General features: G+C 71.6%; 28 protein-coding genes and 1 pseudogene. 21 read left to right on the top strand and 8 right to left on the bottom strand.

What is annotated here, in order from left to right:
- The first annotated feature begins 49 nt into the window (after positions 1-49).
- Complete coding sequence (locus tag ABZO29_RS32445; protein ID WP_367323730.1) at positions 50-1,024, top strand: helix-turn-helix transcriptional regulator; 975 nt, start codon at positions 50-52, stop codon at positions 1,022-1,024.
- 119 nt (positions 1,025-1,143) lie between these two features.
- Positions 1,144-1,662, top strand: a complete 519-nt coding sequence (locus ABZO29_RS32440; protein WP_367326307.1) for a DUF4240 domain-containing protein — start codon at positions 1,144-1,146, stop codon at positions 1,660-1,662.
- Positions 1,663-1,665: 3 nt separating this feature from the next.
- Here the strand turns inward: ABZO29_RS32440 and ABZO29_RS32435 are convergent, their stop codons facing one another.
- A complete protein-coding gene (locus tag ABZO29_RS32435; RefSeq protein ID WP_367323729.1) occupies positions 1,666-1,914 on the bottom strand; it encodes a hypothetical protein in 249 nt (82 codons plus the stop codon).
- A gap of 185 nt (positions 1,915-2,099) precedes the next feature.
- On the opposite strand from ABZO29_RS32435, the gene ABZO29_RS32430 reads away from it, so the two are divergent.
- Positions 2,100-3,227, top strand: coding sequence for a lipid II:glycine glycyltransferase FemX (locus ABZO29_RS32430; RefSeq protein WP_367323728.1), 1,128 nt, complete (start codon positions 2,100-2,102; stop codon positions 3,225-3,227).
- 20 nt (positions 3,228-3,247) lie between these two features.
- Here ABZO29_RS32430 and ABZO29_RS32425 read toward each other — a convergent pair whose 3' ends face one another.
- Positions 3,248-4,021 (bottom strand): peptidoglycan recognition protein, encoded by a 774-nt coding sequence (locus ABZO29_RS32425; protein ID WP_367326306.1) that lies wholly within the window; start codon positions 4,019-4,021, stop codon positions 3,248-3,250.
- A gap of 285 nt (positions 4,022-4,306) precedes the next feature.
- Between ABZO29_RS32425 and ABZO29_RS32420 the strand changes: the two genes are divergently transcribed.
- Positions 4,307-5,491, top strand: a complete 1,185-nt coding sequence (locus ABZO29_RS32420; RefSeq protein WP_367323727.1) for a MarP family serine protease — start codon at positions 4,307-4,309, stop codon at positions 5,489-5,491.
- Between the two features lie 59 nt (positions 5,492-5,550).
- On the opposite strand, the gene ABZO29_RS32415 is transcribed toward ABZO29_RS32420, so the two are convergent.
- Positions 5,551-6,075: an N-acetyltransferase family protein gene (locus tag ABZO29_RS32415; protein ID WP_367323726.1), complete on the bottom strand. Its 525-nt coding sequence runs from the start codon at positions 6,073-6,075 to the stop codon at positions 5,551-5,553.
- 96 nt (positions 6,076-6,171) lie between these two features.
- Between ABZO29_RS32415 and ABZO29_RS32410 the strand changes: the two genes are divergently transcribed.
- A complete protein-coding gene (locus ABZO29_RS32410) occupies positions 6,172-7,071 on the top strand; it encodes a TIGR01777 family oxidoreductase (RefSeq protein ID WP_367323725.1) in 900 nt (299 codons plus the stop codon).
- Positions 7,072-7,234: 163 nt separating this feature from the next.
- On the top strand, positions 7,235-8,680 hold the full coding sequence (locus ABZO29_RS32405; protein ID WP_367323724.1) for an NAD(P)/FAD-dependent oxidoreductase: 1,446 nt from the start codon (positions 7,235-7,237) through the stop codon (positions 8,678-8,680).
- A 132-nt stretch (positions 8,681-8,812) separates the two neighbouring features.
- Here ABZO29_RS32405 and ABZO29_RS32400 read toward each other — a convergent pair whose 3' ends face one another.
- The gene (locus ABZO29_RS32400; RefSeq protein ID WP_367323723.1) at positions 8,813-10,249 is read right to left on the bottom strand and encodes a regulator; all 1,437 of its coding nucleotides are present in this window, start codon (positions 10,247-10,249) and stop codon (positions 8,813-8,815) included.
- Between the two features lie 264 nt (positions 10,250-10,513).
- Between ABZO29_RS32400 and lipB the strand changes: the two genes are divergently transcribed.
- The 4 genes from lipB to ABZO29_RS32380 all read left to right on the top strand — a co-directional run bounded on the left by lipB (position 10,514) and on the right by ABZO29_RS32380 (position 13,706).
- Positions 10,514-11,311 (top strand): lipoyl(octanoyl) transferase LipB, encoded by a 798-nt coding sequence (lipB, locus tag ABZO29_RS32395; RefSeq protein WP_367323722.1) that lies wholly within the window; start codon positions 10,514-10,516, stop codon positions 11,309-11,311.
- A gap of 180 nt (positions 11,312-11,491) precedes the next feature.
- On the top strand, positions 11,492-12,457 hold the full coding sequence (lipA, locus tag ABZO29_RS32390) for a lipoyl synthase (protein WP_367323721.1): 966 nt from the start codon (positions 11,492-11,494) through the stop codon (positions 12,455-12,457).
- 281 nt (positions 12,458-12,738) lie between these two features.
- Complete coding sequence (locus tag ABZO29_RS32385; RefSeq protein WP_367323720.1) at positions 12,739-12,939, top strand: hypothetical protein; 201 nt, start codon at positions 12,739-12,741, stop codon at positions 12,937-12,939.
- Positions 12,940-13,004: 65 nt separating this feature from the next.
- Complete coding sequence (locus tag ABZO29_RS32380) at positions 13,005-13,706, top strand: DUF4191 domain-containing protein (protein WP_367323719.1); 702 nt, start codon at positions 13,005-13,007, stop codon at positions 13,704-13,706.
- 81 nt (positions 13,707-13,787) lie between these two features.
- On the opposite strand, the gene ABZO29_RS32375 is transcribed toward ABZO29_RS32380, so the two are convergent.
- Complete coding sequence (locus ABZO29_RS32375; protein ID WP_367323718.1) at positions 13,788-14,255, bottom strand: RDD family protein; 468 nt, start codon at positions 14,253-14,255, stop codon at positions 13,788-13,790.
- Between the two features lie 197 nt (positions 14,256-14,452).
- Between ABZO29_RS32375 and glnA the strand changes: the two genes are divergently transcribed.
- The 5 genes from glnA to ABZO29_RS32350 all read left to right on the top strand — a co-directional run bounded on the left by glnA (position 14,453) and on the right by ABZO29_RS32350 (position 19,393).
- A complete protein-coding gene (glnA, locus tag ABZO29_RS32370) occupies positions 14,453-15,862 on the top strand; it encodes a type I glutamate--ammonia ligase (protein WP_367323717.1) in 1,410 nt (469 codons plus the stop codon).
- 122 nt (positions 15,863-15,984) lie between these two features.
- Complete coding sequence (locus ABZO29_RS32365) at positions 15,985-16,242, top strand: hypothetical protein (RefSeq protein WP_367323716.1); 258 nt, start codon at positions 15,985-15,987, stop codon at positions 16,240-16,242.
- 100 nt (positions 16,243-16,342) lie between these two features.
- Entirely contained in the window at positions 16,343-17,779 is a 1,437-nt protein-coding gene (locus ABZO29_RS32360; RefSeq protein ID WP_367323715.1) for a hypothetical protein, read from the top strand.
- A 109-nt stretch (positions 17,780-17,888) separates the two neighbouring features.
- A complete protein-coding gene (htpX, locus tag ABZO29_RS32355) occupies positions 17,889-18,809 on the top strand; it encodes a zinc metalloprotease HtpX (protein ID WP_367323714.1) in 921 nt (306 codons plus the stop codon).
- Positions 18,810-18,811: 2 nt separating this feature from the next.
- Entirely contained in the window at positions 18,812-19,393 is a 582-nt protein-coding gene (locus ABZO29_RS32350) for a hypothetical protein (RefSeq protein WP_367323713.1), read from the top strand.
- A 37-nt stretch (positions 19,394-19,430) separates the two neighbouring features.
- Here ABZO29_RS32350 and ABZO29_RS32345 read toward each other — a convergent pair whose 3' ends face one another.
- A complete protein-coding gene (locus ABZO29_RS32345; protein WP_367323712.1) occupies positions 19,431-19,718 on the bottom strand; it encodes a hypothetical protein in 288 nt (95 codons plus the stop codon).
- A 437-nt stretch (positions 19,719-20,155) separates the two neighbouring features.
- Between ABZO29_RS32345 and ABZO29_RS32340 the strand changes: the two are divergent.
- Positions 20,156-20,512 (top strand): annotated as a pseudogene (locus tag ABZO29_RS32340) (aminoglycoside phosphotransferase); the annotation flags it as partial.
- 15 nt (positions 20,513-20,527) lie between these two features.
- On the opposite strand, the gene ABZO29_RS32335 reads toward ABZO29_RS32340, so the two are convergent.
- The gene (locus tag ABZO29_RS32335) at positions 20,528-21,868 is read right to left on the bottom strand and encodes a DUF2252 domain-containing protein (protein ID WP_367323711.1); all 1,341 of its coding nucleotides are present in this window, start codon (positions 21,866-21,868) and stop codon (positions 20,528-20,530) included.
- Between the two features lie 168 nt (positions 21,869-22,036).
- Here ABZO29_RS32335 and ABZO29_RS32330 point away from each other — a divergent pair, with 168 nt between their 5' ends.
- A complete protein-coding gene (locus ABZO29_RS32330) occupies positions 22,037-23,221 on the top strand; it encodes a winged helix DNA-binding domain-containing protein (protein WP_367323710.1) in 1,185 nt (394 codons plus the stop codon).
- A gap of 145 nt (positions 23,222-23,366) precedes the next feature.
- On the opposite strand, the gene ABZO29_RS32325 is transcribed toward ABZO29_RS32330, so the two are convergent.
- Positions 23,367-23,681: a hypothetical protein gene (locus tag ABZO29_RS32325; protein ID WP_367323709.1), complete on the bottom strand. Its 315-nt coding sequence runs from the start codon at positions 23,679-23,681 to the stop codon at positions 23,367-23,369.
- A gap of 220 nt (positions 23,682-23,901) precedes the next feature.
- Between ABZO29_RS32325 and ABZO29_RS32320 the strand changes: the two genes are divergently transcribed.
- The 4 genes from ABZO29_RS32320 (at position 23,902) to ABZO29_RS32305 (ending at position 25,902) form a co-directional block, all read left to right on the top strand.
- Positions 23,902-24,261 carry an arsenate reductase family protein gene (locus ABZO29_RS32320; protein WP_367323708.1) on the top strand — a complete coding sequence of 120 codons (360 nt, stop codon included), beginning with the start codon at positions 23,902-23,904 and terminating at the stop codon, positions 24,259-24,261.
- A 58-nt stretch (positions 24,262-24,319) separates the two neighbouring features.
- The gene (locus ABZO29_RS32315) at positions 24,320-24,967 is read left to right on the top strand and encodes a hypothetical protein (RefSeq protein ID WP_367323707.1); all 648 of its coding nucleotides are present in this window, start codon (positions 24,320-24,322) and stop codon (positions 24,965-24,967) included.
- A gap of 14 nt (positions 24,968-24,981) precedes the next feature.
- Positions 24,982-25,113 carry a hypothetical protein gene (locus tag ABZO29_RS32310; RefSeq protein WP_367323706.1) on the top strand — a complete coding sequence of 44 codons (132 nt, stop codon included), beginning with the start codon at positions 24,982-24,984 and terminating at the stop codon, positions 25,111-25,113.
- Positions 25,114-25,209: 96 nt separating this feature from the next.
- Positions 25,210-25,902 (top strand): hypothetical protein, encoded by a 693-nt coding sequence (locus ABZO29_RS32305; protein WP_367323705.1) that lies wholly within the window; start codon positions 25,210-25,212, stop codon positions 25,900-25,902.
- Positions 25,903-25,961: the final 59 nt, after the last annotated feature.

The following is a 25,961-nucleotide window of genomic DNA, read 5'->3' as shown; positions in this document are numbered from 1 at the left end:
CGGACCGCCGTACCCCTTCGTTGTCAGTGGCCCCCGGCATCATGGCCGTATGCGCGCCGCCCGCCTGATCAAGATGGTGCTCCTGCTCCAGTCCCGGCCCTCCATGACCGCCGCCGAGCTGGCGCGCGAGCTGGAGGTGTCGGAGCGGACGGTCACGCGGGACGCGCAGGCGCTGTCGGAGGCGGGGGTGCCGGTGTACGCGGACCGGGGGCGGGCCGGCGGCTACCGGCTGATCGGGGGCTACCGGACGCGACTGACCGGCCTGGCCCGGACCGAGGCGGAGGCGCTGTTCCTCAGCGGGGTGCCGGGGGCGCTGCGCGAGATGGGCCTCGAGGACGCCGCTTCCGCCGCCCGCCTGAAGGTGTCCGCCGCGCTTCTCCCCTCCCTCCGCGACGCCTCGCGCACCGCCGCCCAGCGCTTCCACCTGGACGCGCCCGGCTGGTTCCGGGAGCCGGAGACGCCCGCCCTGCTGCCGGTGATCGCGGAGGCGGTCTGGGACGACCGGTGCGTGACGGCCCGCTACCGGCGGGACGGTACGGAGGTGGACCGGGCGCTGGAGCCGTACGGGCTGATCCTGAAGGCGGGAGTCTGGTACCTGTGCGCGCGGGTGCCCGAGGCCGGCGCGTTCCGGACGTACCGCATCGACCGGTTCACCGCCGTGATCCCGCTGGAGGTCCGGTTCGACCGCGACGAGACGTTCGACCTGCCCGGCTTCTGGGGCGAGCAGGCCGAGCGCTTCGCCCGCTCGATCCTGCGGGCCGAGGTCGTCGTACGGCTCTCGCCGGCCGGGGCGCGGAGACTGCCGTACGCCGTCGATCCCCTCTCGGCGAGAGACGCCATGGAGTCGGCGGGCCCGCCCGACGCGCAGGGGCGGGTGACCGTGACGCTGCGGGTCGAGTCGGAGGAGGTGGCGCACACGCAGCTCACCGCGCTGGGGCCGGAGGCCGAGGTGCTGGCGCCGGAGGGCCTGCGGGCGCGTTTCGCGGCGGACGCGGCGCGGCTGGCCGGGCTCTACGCGCCGTGAGCCGTGCTCACCGCATGGTGAGCCGTGCTCTGCGCCGCGTGCGCTGTGTTCTGCGCCCCATAACAATCCCCTGTACTCCGGGTGCGCCCCACCCCTGGACGTCAGATGCTTGACCCGTGATGGAAGAGTCGGAGTTCTGGGAGCTGGTGGACGCCGCCCGCGAGGCCGCCGAGGGCGACCCGGAGGAGCAGGCCGACCTGCTCGTGGAGCGGCTGCTCGAACTGGACCCCGAGTCCGTGCTCGACTTCGCCCGTCACTTCGAGTCCCGCTACAACCGCGCCTACCGCTGGGACCTGTGGGGCGCCGCCTGGGTGCTGCTCGACGGGGCGAGCGACGACGCCTTCGACTTCTTCCGGTGCTGGCTGATCGGTCAGGGCCGGGACGTGTTCGAGGGCGCCCTGCACCACCCTGACGCGCTCGCCGACCTGCTGACCGACTTCGACGAGGAGATCGACGGCGACGGCGAGGAGCTCGGCTACGCGGCGGACGAGGCGTACGAGCAGCTCACCGGGACCGTCGCGCCCGATCTGGGCATTCCGCCCGCGGCCGCGGAGCCCGAGGGCACGCCGGCCGACTTCGAGAACGAACGGGTGCTCGCCGAGCGCTATCCCAAGCTGTGGAACCGCTTCCGGGAGTGAGCGTCACGCCGCCACACGGCGCCGGGTGGTGTCCGACGGGATGTACGCCTGTGTCTGGTCGACCCGCACCGCGTGGTACATCGGCGCCTTGTTGGCCTGATCGAGGGCGGACGCCGTGGCCGCGGCCGGGCCCACGAGAACCGTGGCGACCGCGCAGACCACCGCCCAGGGGCCGCGGGCGGTCCTGGTCCAGCCGCCCGCCGTCTCCGTCTTCTCCGTCTTGTCCGTGGTGTCGGTGTGATCGCTGTTCATTTTCCCCACCTCCAGTCAGTGCGTGTGCATGACGATAGGAAGGCAGTCTCGGGGTGATCGTTGAGTCGGCTACGAGAACCCTGTGAGAGTTCGGGTGTCCGTCGCCGGCCGTTCGCCCGTGGACTCTTGACCCGTCCGGTGATCCCCGGCTTAGGGTGGCCGCCCCGAACAGGAGCACCCTGCCCATGACCAGCCTGTACGTGCGGGAGATACCGCGCGCGGAACATGTCGCCCACCTGCGGCTGTCTCCCGACGCAAGCCATCTCCAGATCCCCGAGTGGGGCGACGTGAAGCCCGACTGGCTGGCGGAGAGCGTCGGCTGGTTCGAGGGAGAGGCGATGGTCGCGACGGCGCTCGTCCTGTACCGGCCGCTGCCCGGGACGAGGCGCTTCCTCGCGTACATCCCCGACGGGCCCGCGATCGACTGGCGGACCCCCCGTCTGGAGCGGTGGTTGGACCCGCTCGTCGCCCATCTGAAGCGGATCGGCGCCTTCTCGGTGCGGATCGGACCGCCCCTCGTCGTACGGCACTGGGACGCGGCCACCGTCGCGGCGGGGATCGCCGACCCCGACGTACGTCATCTGCACGATCTGCCCGCGGCCGGCATCGACGGATACGCGCTGGACGCCGCGGAGCGGCTGGGGCGGCTCGGGTGGCGGCGGTGCGAGGAGGACGTCGGCAGCGGGTTCGGGCTCGGCCAGCCGCGCTACGGCTGCCACATCCCGTTGGCGGGGCGCTCGGTGGACGACCTGCGCGGCGCCCTGGCACCGCATTGGGAGCAGTCCCTGCGCACGGCTGAGACGGCCGGCGTCCGTGTCTCCTGGGGCTCGGCCGCCGACCTGCCCGACTTCCACCGCCTGTACACCGCGACCGCTGCCCACGACGGCTTCAAGGCCCGTCCGCTGGACTACTTCGTGCGCATGTGGAAGGCCCTGAACGCCGAGGACGACGACCGTCTCCGCCTCTATCTCGCCCAGTACGACGGAGAGGTGCTCTCCGCGTCCCTCATGATCAACGTCGGTTCCCGGGTCTGGCACTCCTACCCGGCGTCCGGCCGTCGAGGGCGCCAACTACGGCCCAGCAGCGCGCTGTTGTGGCGCATGCTGTGTGACGCACGGGCGGCGGGCGCCGCGACGTACGATCTGCGCTCCGTCACCCCCGCCCTCACCGGCGACCGACTGCTCGGCCGGCTCCGCTTCAAGGCGGGGACGGGCGGCCGGATGGTGGAGTACCTCGGGGAGTGGGAACTGCCGGTGGGCAGCCAGGGCAAGGTGCTGCAGCGGGCGTTGGGGGTCTACCTCGGGCGCAGGTGACACCGACCGCGGCGGCGCTGCTACGGGGTTCTGCCCTGTAGTCGTGCCGCCAGTTGTCTGATCTCCGGCAGGCGGGCGCTGAGGGCCGCGCCGGGGCAGCTGGTCATGTAGGCGTCCTTGTGGGCGGCGAGGGCGGGCAGCGTGGCGGTGGTGCCGGAGGGGTAGCGGCTGAGGCTGTTGCTGGAGGTGAGGCGGACGGTGGCGCGCGGGTCGATGTCGGCCGGACCGAGTTTCCAGGCGACCAGCGCGGCGATCGCGTCCGTCATCGCCCGTGGGACGGGGACTCCGGCGGTGAAGGTGCCGATGGCGGCGATGCCCGCGGTGCGGTGGTTGAAGCCCTGGGTGTGGGCGCCGGTGACGGGGCGGTCGACGCCGCCCGCGCGGCCCTCGTAGATCGTGCCGCAGCGGTCGACGAGGAAGTTGTAGCCGATGTCGTCCCACTGCCGGGAGCCGGTCTGGCCGGCGTACAGGTAGCGGATGATGCGGGGGACGTCGGCGCAGTCGTAGCCGTTGGGCGAGTCGGTGTGGTGGACGAAGACCGCGACCACCTTGTCGTCGTGGCGCGGCGGCGGCTGCGCGGGCCAGGCCCGGGCGTCGAGCCAGGCCGAGCGGGGCACGATGTGCGGCCTGGGCGCGCGGTGCGGGGCGGCGGGGCGGGTCGCGGCCTGGCGTGCGGCTCTGGCGGTCACGGCTGCCGTGGCGGTGTGCTCGACGCCTCGCGCGCACAGCGCCAGCGCGCCGAAGGCGGCCAGCCCCGGCAGACAGCCCAGTACCGCGAGGGCCGCGCCCGGTATTCGCACCCGGCGCCGTCTTCGCGCCCCCCGTCCTCTTCGGAAAGCCGGCCGGAAGGCCGATCGGAAGACACGCATGGTTCCCACTGTCGGCCCTATCCGGTCCGCCCGCCATGTGTGGTGTACCACCCGATGGAACCATCGTCCCGGTCCGCGGCGTTTTTCGGGGTACACGCACGCGTGGCCGGTTACCGCCGTCACGCGCGCGGCTGACAAGTGGCTGATCACCGGGCCCGTCCCGCACGTACTAGGGGACGCCCCTCAGGGGTCCGAGAGAAAGGCGGCTTCGTGGACCTGCTCGACATCCTGCTGTTGCTGGTGATCCTGGCCTATGCCGGGTCCGGCTACCGGCGGGGGCTGGTGGCCGGCTGTGTCTCGCTCGCGGGTTTCGTGGGCGGCGCGGTCGTCGGTGTGTGGATCCTGCCCTGGATGATGGACCTGGTGACGCCGGGGACGACGGCTGCCACGGTGACCGCGGTGCTGACGGTGCTGGTCCCGGCGGTGGTGGGGCACGAGCTGGCGGGACGCCTTGCGCTGCGGCTGCGGCGGGAGCTGGACCGGGGGCCGCTCAGGGTGGCGGACGGGATCGGCGGGGCGGTGGCCAACTCGGTGGCGGTGCTGATCGTGGCGTGGGTGGCGGCCAGTGTTCTGGCGGCGTCCTCGTCCCCGGTGGTGACGACGGCGATCCGGGACTCGAAGCTGCTGGGGGCGGTGCAGGACGCGATGCCGGACACCACGCCGACGTGGTTCTCCAGCGCCACCTCCGCGCTCACCCAGGCGGGCTTCCCGCAGGTCTTCAACCCGTTCGAGAACGAGTCGACGGCCGAGGTCGCCAAGCCCACCGGCGACAGCGTCACGGCGAGCGCCACGAACGCCGCCAAGCTGAGCACGGTGAAGATCGAGGGCGTCTCGGGCGACCAGGGCCGTGAGGGCAGCGGCTTCGTGTACGCGGCGGAGCACGTGATGACCAACGCGCACGTGGTGGCGGGCATCGACCGCCCGACGGTGCGGATCGGGGGCGTCGGGCGGTCGTACGACGCCCGGGTCGTTCTCTTCGATCCGGACCGGGACGTGGCGGTGCTGTACGTGCCCGACCTGAGGGCGCCCGTGCTGCGCTTCGACACCGACGCCGGGCGCGGCGACCAGGCCGTGGTCGCCGGCTATCCCCAGGACGGCGACCTGAACCTGCAGGCGGCCACGGTCGCGAACCGCGTGCAGGCCAGGGGCCAGAACATCTACAACGACGGTCTGGTCTCCCGCGAGATCTACTCGATCCGCTCCACCGTCCGCCCCGGCAACTCCGGCGGGCCGCTGCTCACCACCGACGGCCGGGTGTACGGGGTCGTCTTCGCCCGCTCCACCTCGGACGACGAGACGGGCTACGTCCTGACGGCGGACGAGGTCGCCTCGGACGCCCAGCGCGCGGCGCGGGCCACGGCGCCCGTGGACACGGGCGACCTGGTCAGCTCCTGAGCCTCAGAGCCTGTGCCTGGTTCCCGGCCGGCACCCGGCCGGGGGCCAGACACAGGCTCTTACCGGGGCCGCCAGGGGCGCAGGGGGCGCACGGCGTCCAGCCGGCGTCCCATCAGCACGTCGTCGACATACCTGCCGTCGAGGAGGAACTCCTCCGGCTGGACACCCTCGACGACGAACCCCTCCGACTCGTACAGCCTGCGGGCGGGAGTGTTGTGCCCGAGCACGCGCAGGCTGATGCGGCGGGCGCCCAGCCGGCGGGCCTCCTCCAGGGCGGCCCGCAGCAGCGCCCGGCCGACTCCCCGGCCGCGGGCCTCGTCGGCGACGGCGAGTCCACGGATCTGGCGTACGTGCGCGTTGCAGGCCAGCGGGGTGGGGAAGCCGAGGCGGATGTAGCCGACGACACGGCCGTCGAGTTCGGCGACCAGGTGGTCGCCGGGGCCGGACTGTTCCCGGAAGAAGGGCTCGTACGGCGGCTGCGGCGGGGGCGTGACGGCGTGCTGGTGGGACCAGGTGGCGCGGTCGAGCCGGGCCAGGGGTTCCTCGTCGTCCGGCGTGGCGTGACGTATGTACGGATCCGGCATGACGGTCACCTTAAGCCGCCGTGAGCCGCAGGAGGCGAGGACCCGATGCGAGGACCCGATGGAGTTTGTACGGCGCGTACAGGCACGATGGTGGTCATGGAACGTTCCCGCATCGTGGTGGCCGGCGCCTCCGGTCTCATCGGCAGCGCCCTGGTGCGGTCCCTGACCGCGGACGGGCACGAGGTGGTGCGTCTGGTGCGCCGTGCGCCCCGGGGCGCGGACGAGCTGCGGTGGGACCCCGAGGACAGGTATGTGGACGCGGCGGGACTCGCCGGGTGCGATGCCGTGGTCAATCTGGCCGGGGCGGGGGTCGGCAGCCACCGCTGGACGGAGGCGTACAAGGCGCGGATCCGTTCCAGCCGGGTGCTGGGCACGGCGGCGCTGGCCCGGACGCTGGCGTCCCTGTCCGAGGACGAGCGGCCGCGGGTGTTCGTGAACGGCAGCGCGATCGGCTTCTACGGGGAGACCGGGGAACGCACCGTCGACGAGGGCGCGCCTGCGGGGGACGGCTTCCTGCCCTCGCTGGTCGTGGAGTGGGAGGAGGCCGCGGCGCCGGCGCGGGAGGCGGGCGTGCGCACGGTGTTCCCGCGGACCGGGCTGGTGGTGGCGCGCCGGGGCGGTGCCTGGGGGAAGCTGTTCCCGCTGTTCAGGGCGGGTCTGGGCGGGCGGCTGGGCGACGGGCGGCAGTACTGGTCGTTCATCGCGCTGCACGACGAGGTCGCGGCGATCCGTCATCTTCTCGACCGGGACGACCTGTCGGGGCCGTTCAACCTGACCGCCCCGCATCCGGTGACGAACGGTGCGGTGACGGCGGCGATGGGTCGGGTGCTGCACCGTCCCACTCCGTTCGCCGTACCGGCGCCGGTGTTGCGCACGGTCCTCGGGGAGATGGCCGGGGACGTTCTGGGCAGCCAACGGGTGGTGCCCAAGCGGTTGCTGGAGTCCGGGTTCACTTTCGCGTTCCCGGAGATCGAGGACGCGATCCGCGCCGCGTGAGGATGTGTCGCGTCCCTGTGCGACCACTGTGCGACCGTGCCCTGTTCATGCGCGACTGCCCCTGACCGATCAGCGTCTTAACCTCGAGCCGAACTCGGGTATCCCCGGAGCAAGTTGGGGGCATCACGTCTCCACCGGCCGCGCAATCCTCGAGGAGGGGCACGTGCTTGAGCCCGCGTACCAGGCAGACGTCGTCATCGTGGGAGCCGGAGTCGCCGGCCTCTCGGCGGCGCATCGGCTGACCAGCGCAGGAGTAACGACCGCAGTCCTGGAGGCCGCCCCTTACGCGGGCGGCCGCATGTCGACCGAGAAGGTCGACGGCTTCCGGCTCGACCGGATCGGGCAACTCCTGTCCACCTCGTACCCCGAGCTGGGTCTCACGCAGGGGCTCGGCGCGCTCGTGCTGCGCCCGTTCGCCCCGGGTGTCCTGCTGCACAGCGACGGACGCCACCACCGCGCGGGCGCCCAGGCGGACGCCGGGGGCGCAAGGGGCGCACTCCGTGCAGTGCGCGCCCTTGCAAGCGCCCCCCGGTCCGGTCGGCCGGCGCACGCGCTGCCCAGGCCGCGCGCGGGCGCCTCGCGAATGCTGTCACCGGCCGGCGGCCGGTCGGGCGCGCCGGCGCAGGCGACGGCGCCCAGGGTCCGCCCGGGCGCCCCGATGGGCAGCGCCGTCGACCAGGCCCGGCTCGCCGCCGCGCTCAGCCGCCTCGCGGCCGTCCCCGTCGAACGGCTGCTGTCGCGCCCCGAATCGCCCGCAGGCCAGGCGCTCGCTGCCCGCGGCCTGCCCGCCCGGACGATCGACGGCTTCCTGCGCCCCCTGCTCGCCGCCCTGCTGTGCGACCCGGACCTCACCACGTCCAGCCGCTGCGCGGACCTCGCGCTGCGCGCCTTCGCGTCCGGCCGGCTGTGCTTGCCGGAGGGCGGCGCGGAGGTCCTGCCGGAGCTGCTCGCGAGGGAGCTGCCGCCGGGCACGGTGCACACCGGGGTCCGGGTCACCTCGGTCTCCACGACCTCGGTGACCACCGCGGAGCACGGTGAGATCCGCTGCCGCGCGGTGCTGGTGGCCACGGACGCGCGCACGGCGGCCGCGCTGCTGCCCGGCCTGCGGGTACCGGACTTCCACCCCGTCACGGTCGTCCACCACACGACCGACGAGCCGCCGGAGACCGGCGGGTCCCTGCTGCTCGACGCGGACCGCGGCGGCCCGGTCGCGCACACCGCGGTGGTCAGCCACGTCGACCCCAGCCGCGCGCCCGCGGGCCGCGCGCTCGTGTCGTCGACGGTCCTGGGCACACCGCCGGACGGTGTCGACACCGCCGTGCGGATCCATCTGTCCCGGCTCTACGGCACCTCCACCACGCGCTGGGAGACGCTCGCCGTGCACCACACCGCGGAGGCGGTGCCGACGATGCGGCCGCCGCACGATCTGCGGCGGCCGGTACGGCTGATGGCGGGGCTGTACGTGTGCGGGGACCACCGGGACACCAGCACGGTCCAGGGAGCCCTGCACTCGGCGCACCGGGCCGCCTCGGCGATCCTGGCGGATCTGGGGGCGGCGGGGTCGATGCATGCGGCGGAGCCGGTGGCTACGGTGCCGCGGGCGGCTTGAGCGGATGAACAGGTGCCCGGTGTTGCGGTCGGCGCCGGGTGGGTCGCGCAACCCGGCGCTGACGGGGTGCCGCCCGCGCCCACCCGTGCCGCCCCAGGCGGCACTCATGCCCGCGGACTGACGGCACGGTGCTCAGCCGAGTGCCGCGACCTTGTCGCGGTAGCCCCGGACCGGTGCAGCGTCCTTGTACGGCTCCAGCCTGCGTTCGAAGTCCTTGACGTACTCGATCGCGCGGACCGACCGCATCTCCACCGCCTGGCCCGCGGCCTCCGCACCGAGCTGGCAGGCCTGGTCGAGTTCGCCGAGGCCGAGCCGGGCGGAAGCGAGGACGAGGCGGCAGAAGAGGCGGCTGCGGGCGTAGCCGGGGGCGCGCAGCTGCAGTGAGCGTTCGGCGTGCTGGGCGGCGGCGCGGAACTGCTGCAGGTCCCGGTGGCAGTGCCCGAACTCGTCGGCGAGCTGGGCCTCGTCGAAGAAGCGCGCCCAGTACGGGACCTCGTCGCCGGCACTGGCGGCTTCCAGGGCCCGCTCGGCGCGGACGAGGGAGGCGGTGCAGTTGCGGACCTCGCCGAGCACTCCGTGCCCTCGTGCCTCGACCGCGTGCAGCAGGGCCTGGACGACCGGCGGGGCGCCCGCGCCCACGCCCTGCTGGGCGACGCGGGCGAGCTGCACGGCCTCCCGTCCGTGGCCGAGGTGGACGGCCTGGCGGCTCATCGTGACGAGCACGTAGCTGCCGTACGCACGGTCACCGGCGGCCTGTGCGAGTCGCAGCGCCTGCACGAAGTAGCGCTGGGCGAGACCGTGCGCGGCGATGTCGAACGACGTCCAGCCGGCGAGCCGGGTCAGATCGGCGGTGGCAGCGAACAGGCGGCGGCCGGTCTGCTCGCCGTAGGTGCCGCGCAGCATCGGCTCGCACTCGTGCTCCAGGTACCTCACGAGGGCCTGGCGGGCGTGGCCGCCGCCGTAGGCGTTGTCGAGGGTCCGGAACAGCTCACCGACCGAACGGAGGGCGGCGATGTCGCCGGCGGTGACCCTCTGGCCGGGGCCGCGCTCGGCCTCCCCGCGCTGGCGGGGTACCACGGGCCGGCCCTGTGGGGGGATCTTGGCGAGCGGTTCGACGCGGGTGACCTTGTCGTCGGCCCGGCCGATCAGCCAGTCCCGGCTGGGCACGACGAGTCCCGCCGCGGTGAAGGCGATCTTGCGGAGCTCCGCGTGGCTGCCGGAGTCCTTGCGCCACAGACCGCTGACGATGTCGACGGCCTCCTCGGGGGTGGCGGCGAACTCCAGGCCCGCGTAGACGGGCGCGCAGGCGTCCAGGCCGAGGTCCTGGGCGGTGAGGCGCCGCCCGAGGCGGCGGGTGAAGACCTCGGCGATCAGGGCGGGGGTGGTCCCGCGGGGCTGCTGGCCGCGCAGCCACCGGGTGACGGACGTCTTGTCGTATCTGAGATCCAGCCCGTGTTCGAGACCGAGCTGGTCCACGCGGCGGGCCAGACCCGCGTTGGAGAATCCCGCTTCTGCGATGAGCGCGGCGAGCTGGCGGTTGGGAGTGCGCTGCGCGGGTCGTTCCGTCATCTGCGGTGCGGTCTCCTGCCTTCCGGGCACTGAAGTTCCTGGATTGCCCGTGAGCAGCCCTTATGGCCTCATGGACGGCGCGAATGTAGCGGAGCGTAAGCAGCCGATTGCGGGCTTCCGCATTCATTCATCCGATCGTGTGAGGATTGCCCGCAGGACTGACGCGCGACGTGCAGACGTACAGTGGCGTGGGCGCGCTATGTGCCTGACACAGTCATCGCTGCATCTGCTGCATCGCTGCATCGCTGAGGGAGGCGCTTGCCCGTGAGTGAGCTGCGGTTCGTCCGCATGGGGTTCGGTGCGGAGGCGGTCGAGTACCAGGAGGCCTGGGACGAGCAGCGCCGCGTGCACGCGGCGCGGTTCGCCGACGAGGTTCCGGACACCGTGCTGCTTCTGGAACACCCTCCCGTCTACACGGCGGGCCGCCGCACGGCGGACAACGAGCGGCCCCTCGACGGCACGCCGGTCATCGACGTGGACCGCGGCGGCAAGATCACCTGGCACGGGCCGGGCCAGCTGGTCGGCTACCCGATCCAGAAGCTCCCGCGTCCGGTGGACGTCGTCGCGCACGTACGGCGGCTGGAGGAGGCGCTGATCCGCACCTGCGCGGAGTTCGGACTGGAGACCACCCGGGTCGAGGGCCGCAGCGGCGTATGGGTGCTGGGCGACCCGGTGGAGCAGCGGCCGTCCTTCGGCGGGCTGTCCCTGGACTTCGACCCCCGTCTGCAGGACGAGGAGTTCGACCCGCGGATGAACGGGCCGGAGTACGCGCCGTCCAACGCGGGGCAGCGTCGCGAGGACCGCAAGATCGCGGCGATCGGCATCCGTGTCGCGAAGGGCGTCACGATGCACGGCTTCGCGCTGAACGTGAACCCCGACAACAGGTGGTTCGACCGGATCATCCCGTGCGGGATCCGCGACGCCGGCGTCGCGTCTCTGGCGAACGAGCTGGGGCGGGACGTGACGATCGAGGAGGTGCTGCCGGTGGTGGAGCGGCATCTGGCGGAGGTGCTGGGCAATGCGGAGCTGAAGCCGCGGGAGGTCGAGCGGGCGTCGGCCTAGGAGCGGCACCCGGCCGGCGCGGGTGAGCCGACCGACCTCGACGGCCACTGCGGCGCCGGGCACCGGGAATGCACCCCGGATCCGCAGAGTTGCCCACCCCGGGGACTGAAAACGTACGGGCGTACCCTGGTGTACGCCGAAGAATCGAAGACTACTCAAAGCAATCAGCAGGGAGCCGACGTGTCCGCAGTCGCACCCGACGGACGCAAGATGCTGCGCCTGGAGGTCCGCAACAGCCAGACCCCCATCGAGCGCAAGCCCGAGTGGATCAAGACCCGGGCGAAAATGGGTCCCGAGTACACAAAGATGCAGAACCTCGTGAAGAGCGAGGGCCTGCACACGGTCTGCCAGGAAGCCGGCTGCCCCAACATCTACGAGTGCTGGGAAGACCGCGAGGCCACCTTCCTCATCGGCGGCGACCAGTGCACGCGCCGCTGCGACTTCTGCCAGATCGACACCGGCAAGCCCGAGGCGCTCGACCGCGACGAGCCCCGGCGCGTGGGTGAGTCCGTGGTCACCATGGACCTCAACTACGCGACCATCACCGGCGTCGCGCGCGACGACCTCGAGGACGGCGGCGCCTGGCTCTACGCCGAGACCGTACGGCAGATCCACCGGCAGACCGCCGAACGCGAGGGCGGGCGGACGAAGGTGGAGTTGCTCGCTCCCGACTTCAACGCCGTTCCCGAACAGCTCGAAGAGGTCTTCTCCTCCCGGCCAGAGGTCTTCGCGCACAACGTGGAGACCGTCCCGCGGATCTTCAAGCGGATCCGGCCCGGCTTCCGTTACGACCGTTCCCTGAAGGTGATCACCGCGGCACGCGACCACGGCCTCGTCACCAAGTCCAACCTCATCCTCGGCATGGGCGAGACCCGCGAGGAGGTCGGCGAGGCGCTCAAGCAACTGCACGACGCCGGCTGCGAGTTGGTCACCATCACCCAGTACCTGCGCCCGTCCGTGCGCCACCATCCCGTCGAACGCTGGGTCAAGCCGCAGGAGTTCGTGGAGCTGAAGGAGGAGGCCGAGCAGATCGGCTTCTCGGGTGTGATGTCCGGGCCGCTGGTGCGGTCCTCGTACCGTGCCGGGCGGCTGTACCAGATGGCCGTGGAGAAGCGTGGCGCGTACGTCGCCTCGCAGGCCGTCTGACGGTCGCCGACACAGCCCCTCGATGGCACGGAGTGCCACCAAGGTCGTGTGAATCTGCGCACAAGCGCTTACCGTCCAGTAGCGACCGATTGACGCGGTCCTGGGGCATCCCCGCAGATGGGGGCGCCATCAGGGCCGCGTCAAGGTTTTTCCGCCACGAATCAAGGCTTCATTGGCGTTTGACCGGCCGGTCATGCCCTGGTAACACCAATCAGTGACCCTGCTTGTACACCCCGTACACCGCTCGCCCAAGCCGCCATTCCCGAGGGGGGACCTCCATCATGCAGGCCGCGCCCGTTCGCGCCACAGCCATCCCGTCCTTCACCGATGCACTCCGTGCCGTCGAGTCGCTGCTCATGAGCAGCGGTCAGCGCACCGCTCGCCGCAACGCCTGGACCTCCGTCCTGGAGGACCGCCGTCGCGCCAAGGACCGGGTCGAGGCGCAGCGCGTCCTTGAGCAGGTCACCTACACCGGCTCCTGACTCCACCGGTTCCCTCCGGGGCACTGCCGTCGTCGGCACTTCCCGGGCCACGTAGACTTCGTGGCATGGCGAGGAAGGAACCTGCAGCGGACGCTGCGAATCCCGGGCGACTGAAGCAGATCGCCCTGACCTACAAGATGACCCGCAGGGCCGACAAGAAGATCGGTCTTGTACTCGCGGCTATCGGAATCGTCACCCTCGGTGTCTTCCTCGCGATCGGTTTCTTGATCGGTCACCCCATCTATCTCGGCATCCTGGGCTTCCTGCTCGCCTTCCTCGCGATGGCGATCGTGTTCGGGCGCCGGGCCGAGCGGGCCGCCTTCGGGCAGATGGAGGGTCAGCCGGGCGCCGCCGCGGCCGTGCTCGACAACATCGGCCGGGGCTGGACGACGACCCCCGCGGTGGCGATCAACCGCAGCCAGGACGTGGTGCACCGTGCCGTCGGCAAGGCCGGCATCGTCCTGGTCGCCGAGGGCAACCCGAACCGGGTGAAGAGCCTGCTGGCCGCCGAGAAGAAGAAGATGGCCCGCATCGTCGCGGACGTGCCGGTGCACGACGTGATCGTCGGCACGGGCGAGGGCCAGGTCGAGCTGAAGAAGCTGCGCACCACCCTGCTGAAGTTCCCGCGGGTCCTGACCGGTCCGCAGGTGACGGCGACCACCGACCGGCTGCGCGCCATGGGCGACCTGATGAGCAACATGCCGCTGCCGAAGGGGCCGATGCCGAAGGGCATGCGGCTGCCGAAGGGCGGGCCGAAGGCCCGCTGACTTTCCTCCTACGTCAACAAGGGGGCGGCCGGAGTGATCCGGCCGCCCCCTTCGTCGTACCCGGCACAGGCCCGATGTGCCCTAGATGCGCACTTCCACGGTGCGCGCCAGCCGGTCGTGCAGGCCCCGGCCGTCGCGGTCCCAGATGAGGGGCGGGATGGCGAGGCAGAGGAGGACGCTGCGCAGGAGGACGCGCAGCGGGTTGACGGTGCCGGTGTCCTGGGTGACCACGCGGAGACCGAACAGCCGCTTACCCGGTGTGAAGCCCACCGTGCCGACCGTGAGGACGTGAAGTGCGAAGAAGATGAGCAGGGCCCAGTTGCCGGTCGCCTGGTCATAGCCGTCGGTGATCAGACCGTATGCGATCAAGAGGCTGACACCCCAGTCCACGGCCAGCGCTCCGAGGCGCCGTCCCGGGCGGGCGAGGGAGCCCGGTCCCTCCTCCGGCAGGCCGAGTTGCTCACCCCGGTATCCGAACTCGACACCGGCTTCCTCAGCGGCCGCGCGGGGGCCGGACAGCCACGATCCGATTGCTTGCCTCTTGTCCACGCGTCCACGGTACTGTGCCCGTTTTGCCATATGGACAGGTGGGGTGGAGCCGCCGACGTCCGGTTAACTTGTGCGAAACAAATGGGTCACGTACGAGAAATCACGCGTCCCTACTGTCGGGGTCAGCGTGTGCCACCGCACTGGCCGCACGAACGAACTACCACCCCGGCGGCACGGTCGGGAGTAGGAGGAGCTGGATGTTCCAGAACGCCGACGAGGCCAAGAAGTTCATCGCGGACGAGGACGTCAAGTTCGTCGACGTCCGCTTCTGCGACCTGCCGGGCGTGATGCAGCACTTCACGGTGCCCGTCGAGGCGTTCGACCCGGACGACGAGCTCGCCTTCGACGGATCCTCGATCCGTGGCTTCCAGGCCATTCACGAGTCGGACATGGCCCTGCGCGCCGACCTGTCGACGGCGCGTGTGGACCCGTTCCGCCGCGACAAGACCCTCAACATCAACTTCTTCATCCACGACCCGATCACGGGTGAGCAGTACTCCCGTGACCCGCGCAACGTGGCGAAGAAGGCCGAGGCGTACCTGGCGTCGACCGGTATCGCGGACACCGCGTACTTCGGTCCCGAGGCCGAGTTCTACGTCTTCGACTCCGTGCGCTTCGCGACCAGCGCGAACGAGTCCTTCTACCACATCGACTCCGAGGCGGGTGCCTGGAACACCGGCGCCCTCGAGGACAACCGTGGTTACAAGGTCCGTTACAAGGGCGGCTACTTCCCGGTCCCGCCGGTCGACCACTTCGCCGACCTGCGCGCCGAGATCTCCCTGGAGCTGGGCAAGGCCGGTCTCCAGGTCGAGCGCCAGCACCACGAGGTCGGCACCGCCGGCCAGGCCGAGATCAACTACAAGTTCAACACGCTGCTCGCGGCCGCGGACGACCTGCAGCTGTTCAAGTACATCGTGAAGAACGTGGCCTGGCGCAACGGCAAGACCGCGACCTTCATGCCGAAGCCGATCTTCGGTGACAACGGCTCGGGCATGCACGTCCACCAGTCGCTGTGGAGCAGCGGCGAGCCGCTGTTCTACGACGAGCAGGGCTACGCCGGCCTGTCGGACACCGCCCGCTACTACATCGGCGGCATCCTCAAGCACGCCCCGTCGCTGCTGGCCTTCACCAACCCGACGGTGAACTCGTACCACCGTCTGGTGCCGGGCTTCGAGGCGCCGGTCAACCTGGTGTACTCGCAGCGCAACCGCTCCGCGGCCATGCGTATCCCGATCACGGGCTCCAACCCGAAGGCCAAGCGCGTCGAGTTCCGTGCGCCCGACTCCTCCGGCAACCCGTACCTGGCCTTCTCGGCCCTGCTGCTCGCGGGTCTGGACGGCATCAAGAACAAGATCGAGCCGGCCGAGCCGATCGACAAGGACCTGTACGAGCTGGCTCCCGAGGAGCACGCGGGCGTGCCGCAGGTCCCGACCTCGCTCCCGGCCGTCCTCGACTCCCTCGAGGCCGACCACGACTTCCTCCTCCAGGGCGACGTCTTCACGCCGGACCTGATCGAGACGTGGATCGACTACAAGCGCGCGAACGAGATCGCCCCGCTGCAGCTGCGTCCGCACCCGCACGAGTTCGAGCTCTACTTCGACGTGTGATCGGACCGCGCGTCACCGACGCGTGAGCCTTCCGGCGCCCCCGTTCCTGTTTCTCAGGGCGGGGGCGCCGTCGTATTGTTTCCGGCACTGCTGTTCGACAGACATGACGGGGAGAGACGGGGATGTCCGAACAGGACGACGACCAGCGGGAGTTCGACCTCAAGTGGGCGGACGGAGCCGAACACAAGGAACCCTCGGCCCGCGCCCGCATGCTGGCCGCCCGCTGGAGGGAGAACCCACCCGAGCCCCAGCCGTTCCGCGCCGACCCCGGCCCGGTGACACCACGCCGCTCGTCGTGGATATCGACGGTGGTGGTACTGGGCTGCGTGGCCGCGGTGATCGTGCTGCTGGGGTACGCGCGGTTCCGGGCGCCGTATTAGGCCGTATCAGACCGTGTTAGGAGGAGCGCGTAATTCGCGCGCCCGGGCGGTGTCCTGCGCCCTACGATCGCCGGACGTGCAAGGTCAATCGGGGGCGGGAATGCGCGACGACATCACGGCCGGGGAGGCCATGGTGCTGCGGCTCGAGAACGGCGCACCTCTTCCGGAGGTCGTCGACACCGACGATCCGGCCGCGTGGACCGCGCTGGACGCGGGGGTGCGGGCCAGGGGCTGGTACCGGCAGGGCCCGCTTCCGACGCGGGCTTGGGTCGAGGGACAACGGCAGGCGATCCCGCCGACTCTCGCCCTCCGCCACGTCGAGCCGCGACTCGCGCTGGCCCTGTGCCACCCCGACGGCCGGGTCAGGGAGGCCGCGGTGCGGCGCGCCGCCGAGTACCCCGCCGTGCTCCCGCTGGTGGTGCTCCGCGCCGCCGACTGGGCCACGCCGGTGCGCGAGCCTGCGCGAGAGCTGCTGCGCGAGCGCCTCGACCCGGAGACGGCCGCCGGCCTGGCACCCCTGATCCTGCGGGTGGGCCGCCGCGACCGGGGTGCGTTCGGTGTCGCTCTGCTGTCGGAGGTGCTGCGCCGGTCCCCGTGGGAGCGGATCGTCCCTCTGCTCACCGACCCCGACCGCGCCGTACGCCGGTTCACGTACCGCCTCGTCGTCGAGGAGGGCCTCCTCTCCCCCGCCGAGCTGGCCGACGCCGCCGCCGGGGACCACGACACCGTCGTCCAGGACCTGTGCGCCGAGGCCGCGTTGGCCGGCATACGGGACGGCGGTGCGCACGACGACGTCCTGGGACCGCTGCTCACCGCGCGCAATCCGCGCGTGCGCTCGGCCGGGGTAACCGCGCTGCGGTGGGCCGGGCGGCCGGAACGGGCGCGGGCTTTCCTCGCCGACCGGTCCGCGCTCGTGCGGGCGTGTGCGCGGTACGTCGTACGGCAGCACGGGACCGATCCGCAGCCGCTGTACCGCTCTTGGTGCTCCGCCTCCGACGACCCCGCGCTGCCGCCCGGCGCGGTGATCGGACTGGCGGAGTGCGGTGAGCGGAGGGACGCCGAACTGCTGTGGCCGCTGCTCGAGCACCCTGCCCCCGGCGTGCGGGCACGGGCGGTCGCCGGCCTGCGGACCCTGGACGTGACGGACGTACGACGGCTGGTGCCCCTGCTCGACGATCCGGCGGCCGGCGTCGTCCGCGAGGCGACCGAGGCACTGTTGCCCTCCGCTCGGGCGCTGGACGCCGGTCGGCTGGCGGAGCGGCTGGAGAGCGCGCGGCCGAGGCACGTGCGCGCCGCCGCGTTCCGGCTGCTGGAGGCGCAGGGTGGTGTCGCACGGCTGAGGAGCGCTGTGGCGCTTCTTGACGACCCTGACGTCAAGCTGCGGGCGTGGGCCGAGCGGTCGGTGCGGGGCTGGCACGCGACGCCCGACGTGCCGCGGGGCGCACCGGAGGTGAGCGAGCTGCTCGACCGTGGGCGGCATCTCTTCAGCGAGTATGTGCTGATGCGCCGCAAGTGGGAGGCCGGGCTCGGCGCCTGAGGTGCCCAGGGACCTTTTGCCCCTCCTAGGGCCGATCGGAACCCGTTCATGGGAGGCCGCGGGTGCACACTGGGCAGTGGGGCGAGTGCCTGACTGCGGGGTGATGCAGATGCAGAGCCGTTTCCGGAGCGATCGGCGGCTGACCGTGCGGATGACGGTCACGCTGTTTCTGCTCGGACTGCTGTACGTGGCCTTCGTCGCCGCGTTGATCGTGGTGCTGAAGTCCTGGGTGCTGGTCGTCGTGATCGCGGCGGGTTTCCTCGGCGCGCAGTACTGGTTCTCCGACCGGATCGCGCTGTTCGCGATGCGCGGGCGGGTCGTGGAGCGGGAGGAGTATCCAGAGCTGCATGCGGTGATCGACCGGCTGTGTGCGATCGCGGACATGCCCAAGCCCGTCGTCGCCGTTTCCAGCATGGACATGCCCAACGCGTTCGCCACCGGACGGAATCCCGACAACGCCGTGGTGTGTGTGACCACCGGACTGCTGCGGCGGCTGGAGCCCGCCGAACTCGAGGGCGTGCTCGCGCACGAGATGTCGCACGTGGCCCACAAGGACGTCGCCGTGATCACGATCGCGTCGTTCCTCGGCGTGATCGCGGGGCTGATCGTGCGGTTCGCCTTCTACTCACAGCTGTTCGGAGGCGGGCGCAGGGATCAGAACACCGCCGCCGTGTTCGCCGTGGTGATGGGGGTGTCGGCAGCCGTGTACGCCCTCAGTTTCCTGCTGATACGGGCCCTGTCCCGGTACCGTGAGCTGGCGGCGGACCGGGCGGCCGCTCTGCTCACCGGCCGGCCCTCGGCGCTGGCCTCCGCGCTCACCAAGGTCTCCGGCGACATCGCCCGGATTCCCTCGAAGGACCTGCGTACGGCCCAGGCCTTCAACGCCTTCTACTTCACCCCGGCGACCGGATCCGAGCCCGGCATCGAGCGGATCTTCTCCACCCACCCGACGCTGCAGCAACGGCTCGACCAACTGGGCCGTATCTCCGCAGAGTTGGGCGAGGCGGCGAAGCCCGGGAAGGCGGGCTGAGCATGGGGCTGCTCGACATCCTGCTCGGCCGTACGAAGGCGGTCGCGCCCGATCTCGACCAGCTGTTCGCGCTGCCGTCGGCGGCGGTGACGCTGGAGGCGGCAGTCGGGTTCACGCCGACCGGGCAGGGTGCCGTGTGCTTCGCGACGGTCGAGGGCGCGGCCTTCGAGCAGACGCACCGCGAGGTCCAGGCCCTCCTCGACGCGGACGCCGACCGCACCGGCCCCCCGGTGGAGCTGACCCAGGACGACTACGGCTACTCCTGGCTGGTCTCCCGGCGCTCCCCCGACGAGCTGTCGCTGCTGGTCAACGACCTGCACGCGGTGAACAGCTCGATGGAGGTCAACGGCTTCGGCCCACAGCTGCTGTGCTCACTGGCCGGCTTCCAGGAGGGCGACCGCCGGCTGGCGCTGGTCTACCTTTACAAGCGGGGCACCTACTACCCCTTCGCGCCGCTGCCCGGTCAGGGACAACGGCGCGACAACGCACTCGAACTGCAGGTCAAGGCGGCCCTCACGAACGACCTGCGGATCGAGCAGGACCTGGGCCGCTGGTTCCCCGTGTGGGGCGCCCCCGGTCTGTGACCGGGGGCCACCCGGGACCTGCGCGATCCGTACGGTCTCAGCCGCTCCGCTCCCGCTGCTGACGGCGGGACTCCAAGGGGCGCTCACGGCGGTAGCGCCGCTCCCACTTGGCCTGCATGTCACGCCGCTCCCGGTACGCCTTGTACGACTGCGGCGCGGCCGCCGACGAGGAGCCCCCGCCGGACCCCGACGAGGACGCCGAGGACGAGCCGCGCCCGTACTGCACGTACAGGAAGAGCAGGGCAACCGCGGCGAGCCAGTAGACGTGGTTTCCGAATCCTAGGACGACCAGGACGACGGTCCCGGATATGACGATGGTGCCCATGACGGGCCTCCGTGGGCGTGGGTCGGTTACTGAGCGGTGTCGAATCGTGCCGGGGGGTGCTCGACAGGGGAGCTGGGGGAAGGCTGCCGTCCGTCGGTGCGTAGAGAGTAGCCCCGCTCCGGCCAGGTGATTCCTCGCCTGCGGAAAGCGGGAGTGTGGTGCTCCGCAACGCTTCTCCAGGGTAGGAAGGCGGTGACTCCGCGTGCATCTCCTTTTCGGGCACCGACGGCGGAGAGCGGGCGCCCGCGGCGCAAGTGCCATGAGTGAATGGGGAGATGAGCGGGCGTGCCGCGCAGGGCGGTGGCGTGCTCTCCGACTCCACGGTCTCCGAGTCCTGCACGTCCTTCACCTCCTCCACGTCCTTCACTCACGACCACGCCGGTGAGCGACTCAGCGGCGTGTACGGCGACAGCGGTGGCCCGGGGGCGGCCACCGCCGTTCTGCTGCACGGGGCGGGAACGGAGCTGCGGATCAGCGGCGTGGCCGACTGGGTCGAGACCTCGTGGGGTCCCGCCGATCTGGACGTGGCCCACTGCTCGACGGCGCTGGCGCTGCTGCACGGGTCGGAGCACGGGCTGGGGTTCCGGGGGCGCTACGAGGCCCACGGCGGGCGCCGGCTCGCCGCCGGACCGGACCATCTGTACTGGCGGCTGCTCGACGCCCTGGCCTACTCCCCCGACGCGGCGAAGCTCGCGGGCCCGTGGCGTGAGCTCGGGCGGACCGAGCTGACGCCGGAGGTGCTGGGCGCGCGGCTGGAGGCGTATGCGGCCGGTCTGCTGGAGAGGTTCGCCTGAGCGGGTCTGCCCGCTTCAGACTCCCGGCGCCGCCGTCACCACCCCCGCCGCGACCGCCGCGCCGAGGGCCGCGTGGTCGTCGGCGGTCCGGTCGGCGTACTGGAGGGCGAAGTCGGCGACGGCGTGTTCGAAGGTGTCGGCGGCGCCGAGGTAGGCGGCGATGGCGATGCGGTCGCCGGAGCGGGCGTGGGCGCGGGCCAGGGCGGTGCCGCACAGCCGGGCGTACGCCGCCAGGTCGGCCGGGTTCATCCCGGCGACGTCGGCGGATCCCTTCATGTCGCGCAGTTGCCGCCAGTAGAAGGCGCGTCCCTGGGGCCCGGTCATCCACCCCAGGAAGATGTCGCTCGCGGCCTGCAGCAGCCGCTGCCCTGCGACGACCCGGTGCCCGGGGTGGACATACGGCCCGCTCGGCAGATACTCCTCCAGGACGGACTTCCTGGCCTCCTTGATCTGCAGGAACAGCGGGTCGTCGGCGTCCCGCCCGGCCAGCAGTACGACGAAGCAGCGCATGCCCACGCTGCCGACGCCGACGACCTTGCGGGCCGCGTCGACGAAGCGGTAGCGGTCGAGGAGGAGGCGGCGCTCCTCGGAGAGGGTCGAGCGGTAGTCGCTGAAGATCTTCCGCAGGGAGGCCGTGTCGGAGGCGCCGGCGGGTTCCAGGAGCGGCGGGTCGTGGATGATGCGACGCCGCCCGTCCACGACCTCTGTCAGCTTGCCCAGAGCCTGGAGGCTGGTGCGGCGGCGGGCGCGGCCGAGGCTGGACTCGACGCGGCGGCGCCGGCCGGCGGAGGGGGCGAGGGGCAGCAGCTGTTCGGCGTCGAGGCGTGTGTACCAGACGGCGAGTTCGCCTTCGTCGGCCAGGCGGCGGACGGCGGTGCGGTAGGCGGCCGCCGCCTCGATGGCGGCCCTGTGGGCCTTGGTGTCGCTGTGCCCGTTCTCGCGGGCGGCGACCGCGACGGAGGCGGCGAGCCGTTTGACGTCCCACTCGAAGGGGCCGGGGAACGTCTCGTCGAAGTCGTTGAGGTCGAACAGGAGGGCGCGTTCGGGGGAGGCGTACAGGCCGAAGTTGAGCAGGTGGGCATCGCCGCACAGCTGCACGGTGAGGCCGGTGTGCGGGTGCGCGGCCAAGTCGGCGGCCATCACGGCGGCCGAGCCGCGCAGGAACGCGAACGGTGAGGCGGCCATCCGCCCGTACCGGATCGGCAGCAGCTCGGGCAGCCGGTCCCGCCCCTGCCGCTCCAGTACGGCGACGGGGTCGGGCCTGTCGACGGACGGGAGCCAGCGGGCGTGGGCGGAGCGGGGGACGCGTTTGCGGGCGTCCTTGCCGCGCTCGGCACGTTCGGCGGGGGTGGTCATCGGCCCTCCCTTTGCATCACGCCTCCCGGATTCCGTCACCTCCTGATCGCAGTGAAAGGCCCCACACCGGGCGGGCGCATGCCGGGTCCGGCGATCGGGTGACGGTGCCGGTTGTCAGTGGCGTCCGGGAGGATGGCGTGACGGACGAGGTGACGGGTGGAGGCCGGTATGGCGGAGGGGCAGCGGTACATCGGCGTGGCGGAGCGGCGGGCGCGGCTGGCGCTCCGCCATCGCCTGGCCCGGTCGGCACGGGCGGCGACCCCGGAGGCCGTCGCCGACGCGCTGGTCGCCCTGCACGGGTCGGACCCCGCGACGGTGTACCTGGCGGTGGGCGCACGGCTGGCGGACCCGGCGCCGACGGTCGCGGAGACGGACCGGGCGCTGTACGGCGACCGGGCCCTGGTCCGCATGCACGGCATGCGGCACACGGTCTTCGTGTTCCCGACGCGGCTCACGGCGGTGGTGCACGCTTCGACGGGTCTCACGGTGGCCGCACGCGAGCGTGCCTCTCTGCTGAAGCACATGGCGAAGGCCGGGGCGCCGGACGCGGCGTGGCTGAAGGAGGTCGAGGAGTCGGCGCTGGCGGCGCTGGCGCGCCGCGGACAGGCGACGGCGGCCGAACTGGCGCAGGACGAGCCGCGGCTGCGGGAGCAGTTCGTGTACGCGGCGGGGAAGAGCTACGAGGGTGTGCACACCGTCTCGACGCGGCTGCTGAGGGTGCTGGGCGTGGAGGGCAAGGTGGTCCGGGGCCGCCCGCTCGGCTCCTGGACGTCGAGCCAGTTCCGCTGGGCGCTCGCTCCCGAGCATCCGGAGCTGGACGTGGCGCGGGCGCAGGCGGACCTGCTGCGGCGCTGGCTGACGGCGTGCGGGCCGGCGACGGAGGCCGACCTGAAGTGGTGGACGGGGTGGCGGGTGACCGAGGTCCGCCGTGCGCTGTCGGCGATCGGGGCACAGGCGGTGTCCCTGGACGAGGGCACGGGGTACGTCGTCGACGGCGACGTCGGCCCGGTGGCGGGCCCGTCCGATCCGTGGGCCGCTCTGCTGCCTGCCCTCGATCCCACGGCGATGGGGTGGCAGGGGCGGGACTGGTATCTGGCGCCGGAGCTGCGCCCGTTGCTGTTCGACCGGAGCGGGAACGTCGGGCCGACGGTGTGGTGGGACGGGCGGGTGGTGGGGGGATGGGCTCAGCGGCCCGACGGGGAGATCGTGTGGCGGGCGCTGGAGAAGGAGGGCGTCGGCCGGGAGGGGGAGGCGGCGATCGGGGCGGAGGCTGAGAGGTTGCGGGGGTGGGTGGGAGCGAGCCGGGTGACACCGCGGTTCCGGACGCCGCTGGAGCGGGAGTTGGCGGGGTAGCAGCCGGCCTTGGGGGGCACCTCTTGTCCGACCGAGTCGGGTGGTGGGTGGGCACCACAGGCCCGGGGTCTGGGGGCGGAGCCCGCAGCGAGGGCGGAACCAGCGCCGGGTGCCCGAGAAACCCAGGGCACCCGGCACCAGCTACTCACCGCGAGTAACGCATCAACGCCCGCACCATGTGGCACGTCGTGTCCGACGGCGGATGGACGCCGATCGTCTCCGCCGTGCTCCGTATCGTCTCGTTGCGCGCCTGGTTCGGCATGTAGACGCCGGAGTCGAGCAGGGCGATCGCCAACCGCATCGCCTTGAGACGGCGGTTGTGCGTGATGTACCACTCGCGCGGGCGCCCCGGCGGCAGCGGCCGCTTCTCCACGGGCTCGTAGGGCAGGTCGAGCAGCACGGGACGCTTCGCGGTGGACTGGGTGGGCAGCGGCTTCGGCTTCAGTGCGGCAGCGGGCACGGGCATCCTCCTGTCGCGGTCAGGGCGCCGTCCGGACATCCCGGCGACTCCCTCGAACACTGCTTCAAGTCTACCGCCCGGCACTGACACTCGGGGAGCCCGGCGATCCAGCAAAACTGCTGATGGGAACGGAAGTTGCCGCCCTGTCACATCCGGTCCGCAAGGTGCGCGGGAGACCAGAGAAAATCGAACAAGCCATCCTTCGCGTACCGTGAGCCGCATGGAAATCTGGATCAACCCGGCCTGCTCCAAGTGCCGTAGTGCCGTCTCGCTGCTCGACGCCGAGGGTGCCGACTACACCGTCCGCCGCTACCTGGAGGACGTACCGAGCGAGGACGAGATCAGGGCCGTACTCGACCGCCTCGGTCTCGAGCCGTGGGACATCACGCGCACCCAGGAGGCCGCGGCCAAGGAGCTCGGCCTCAAGGAGTGGGCGCGGGACGACACTTCGCGCGATCGCTGGATCAGCGCGCTCGCCGAGCACCCCAAGCTGATCCAGCGTCCGATCATCACCGCGGACGACGGCACGGCCGTGATCGCCCGCACGGAAGAGGCCGTACGGGATGCTCTGTCCCGTTGACCGAGGGTTTGTCGGGTGACGGGAGTGCGGGCCGGTTCCGGCGTTAACCTCCGCGGCCATGACTTTCGGTGATCAAGGAATGCCGTACGGGCCGCAGCACCAGCCGTACGGGCCGCCGGACCCGTACGCCCGGTGGGTGGCCGAACAGGAGCGGATACGCAGGCGTCGGCGGACCCGGCTCGCCGTGGCCGGTGCGGCGGGTGCCGTGCTCGTCGCGGCCGTCGCCGTGGGGGCGGTGATGACGGTGGGCGACGGCAAGGCCGGCGAGACGTCCGCCTCCCCGGCCTCGGCCGGTACCGCCGCCACTTCCGCGGCGACCCCCTCCGCCGCCTCGTCGCCGCCCGTCGTCCGACCCGAGCAGGCGTTCCCGGAGAAGAGCGTGCGGCTGAAGGACGGCTCGCGCTACGAGCGTGTCGACCTGGCCACCACCACCCGATGCGCCGACGGCATGTCGCAGGAGCTGGCCTCGTTCTCCGAAAAGGGATCGGGATGCCTGCAGTTGACCTCGGCCCTGTTCACGGACGCCGAGCGGCGCTCGCAGGTGACGGTCACGGTGGTGACGTACCGGCGGGCCGAGGACGCGATGCTCGTCTTCGGGATGGCCGCGACGGACCCGGTGACGTATCAGGTCGTGTCGCTGGACCCGCCGCCTGAGGCCGGGTTGCCGACCGTGCCGCCGGCTCGGCCGGGGTGTTCCGGCGGTTGATGACCGTGCGCTCCATGGTGTTCGCCAATGGGCAGTGGGGCGACGGCGCGGAGACGAAGGAAGCCGAGCTGACGCGGCAGACCGAGGGGCTTCTCCAGTACGTCGACGACAAGGTGGCGGCGTACGAGCAGGGAGCGGGGGTGTGACGTACGTTACTTCAGTGACTCCTGTAACCACTGAGTAACTTCGTTCGGTATCTCGTACATAGCGGCGTACGCTCCCCTACCTCTCAGGAGGCGCGGATGTCGCGCAGGAGAACACTCAGTACCAAGAAGAAGATCGCGCTGCTGGTCAGCGCCGCGACGGTGGCGGGAGGCGGTGCCTTCGTCATGGCGAGCACCTCCAACGCCGCACAGTCGCCGCAGACGGCCGCGGAGTCGTCCGTGTGTCAGGGGTTGGCCACCGCCCTCGGCAACAACCAGAAGTTCATCGAGGGGCAGCGGGCCAATCCCGATGCGCAGTCCGCGGCGCGGATCGCCAACCGTGAGGCGGTCGTCGCGCAGATCCAGGTCCAGCAGAAGGCGTCCGGGTGCGTCGTTGGGGAGTCGGCTCAGGGCTCCCAGGCGACGCAGCCTTCGCAGGCCGCTTCCGCGTCCGCTCCTGCGGGGAACGCGGGGAACACCGGCAACGCCGGTAACGCGGGAAACACGGGCAATGCCGGGAACAACGGCGGCGGTGCCGCCTCGGGTCAGCAGGTCTGCAACGGCTCCACGGTCACCCTCTCCGGCGAGGGCGGCGCCCCGGCCGCGTCCAGCAACCAGTTCCCGGCCGGTACGAAGCTGAAGGTCACCAACCTGGACAACAACAAGTCCACGACGGTGGAGGTCACTTCGGTCTCCGGCAGCTGCGTCCTGCTCAACAACGCGGCCTTCGAACAGGTCCGTGAGCCCGGCAAGTTCCTGATCCGCCGGGCAGTGATCGAGAAGGTGGGGTGAGGCTCGGGCACCCAGGGAAACTCTGAGGTCGTACGTGTCACGGGTCCTGCTGCCCCCTG

Source organism: Streptomyces sp. HUAS ZL42, assembly GCF_040782645.1.
GTDB lineage: Bacteria > Actinomycetota > Actinomycetes > Streptomycetales > Streptomycetaceae > Streptomyces.
This window is presented reverse-complemented; position numbering and strand designations above follow the sequence as displayed.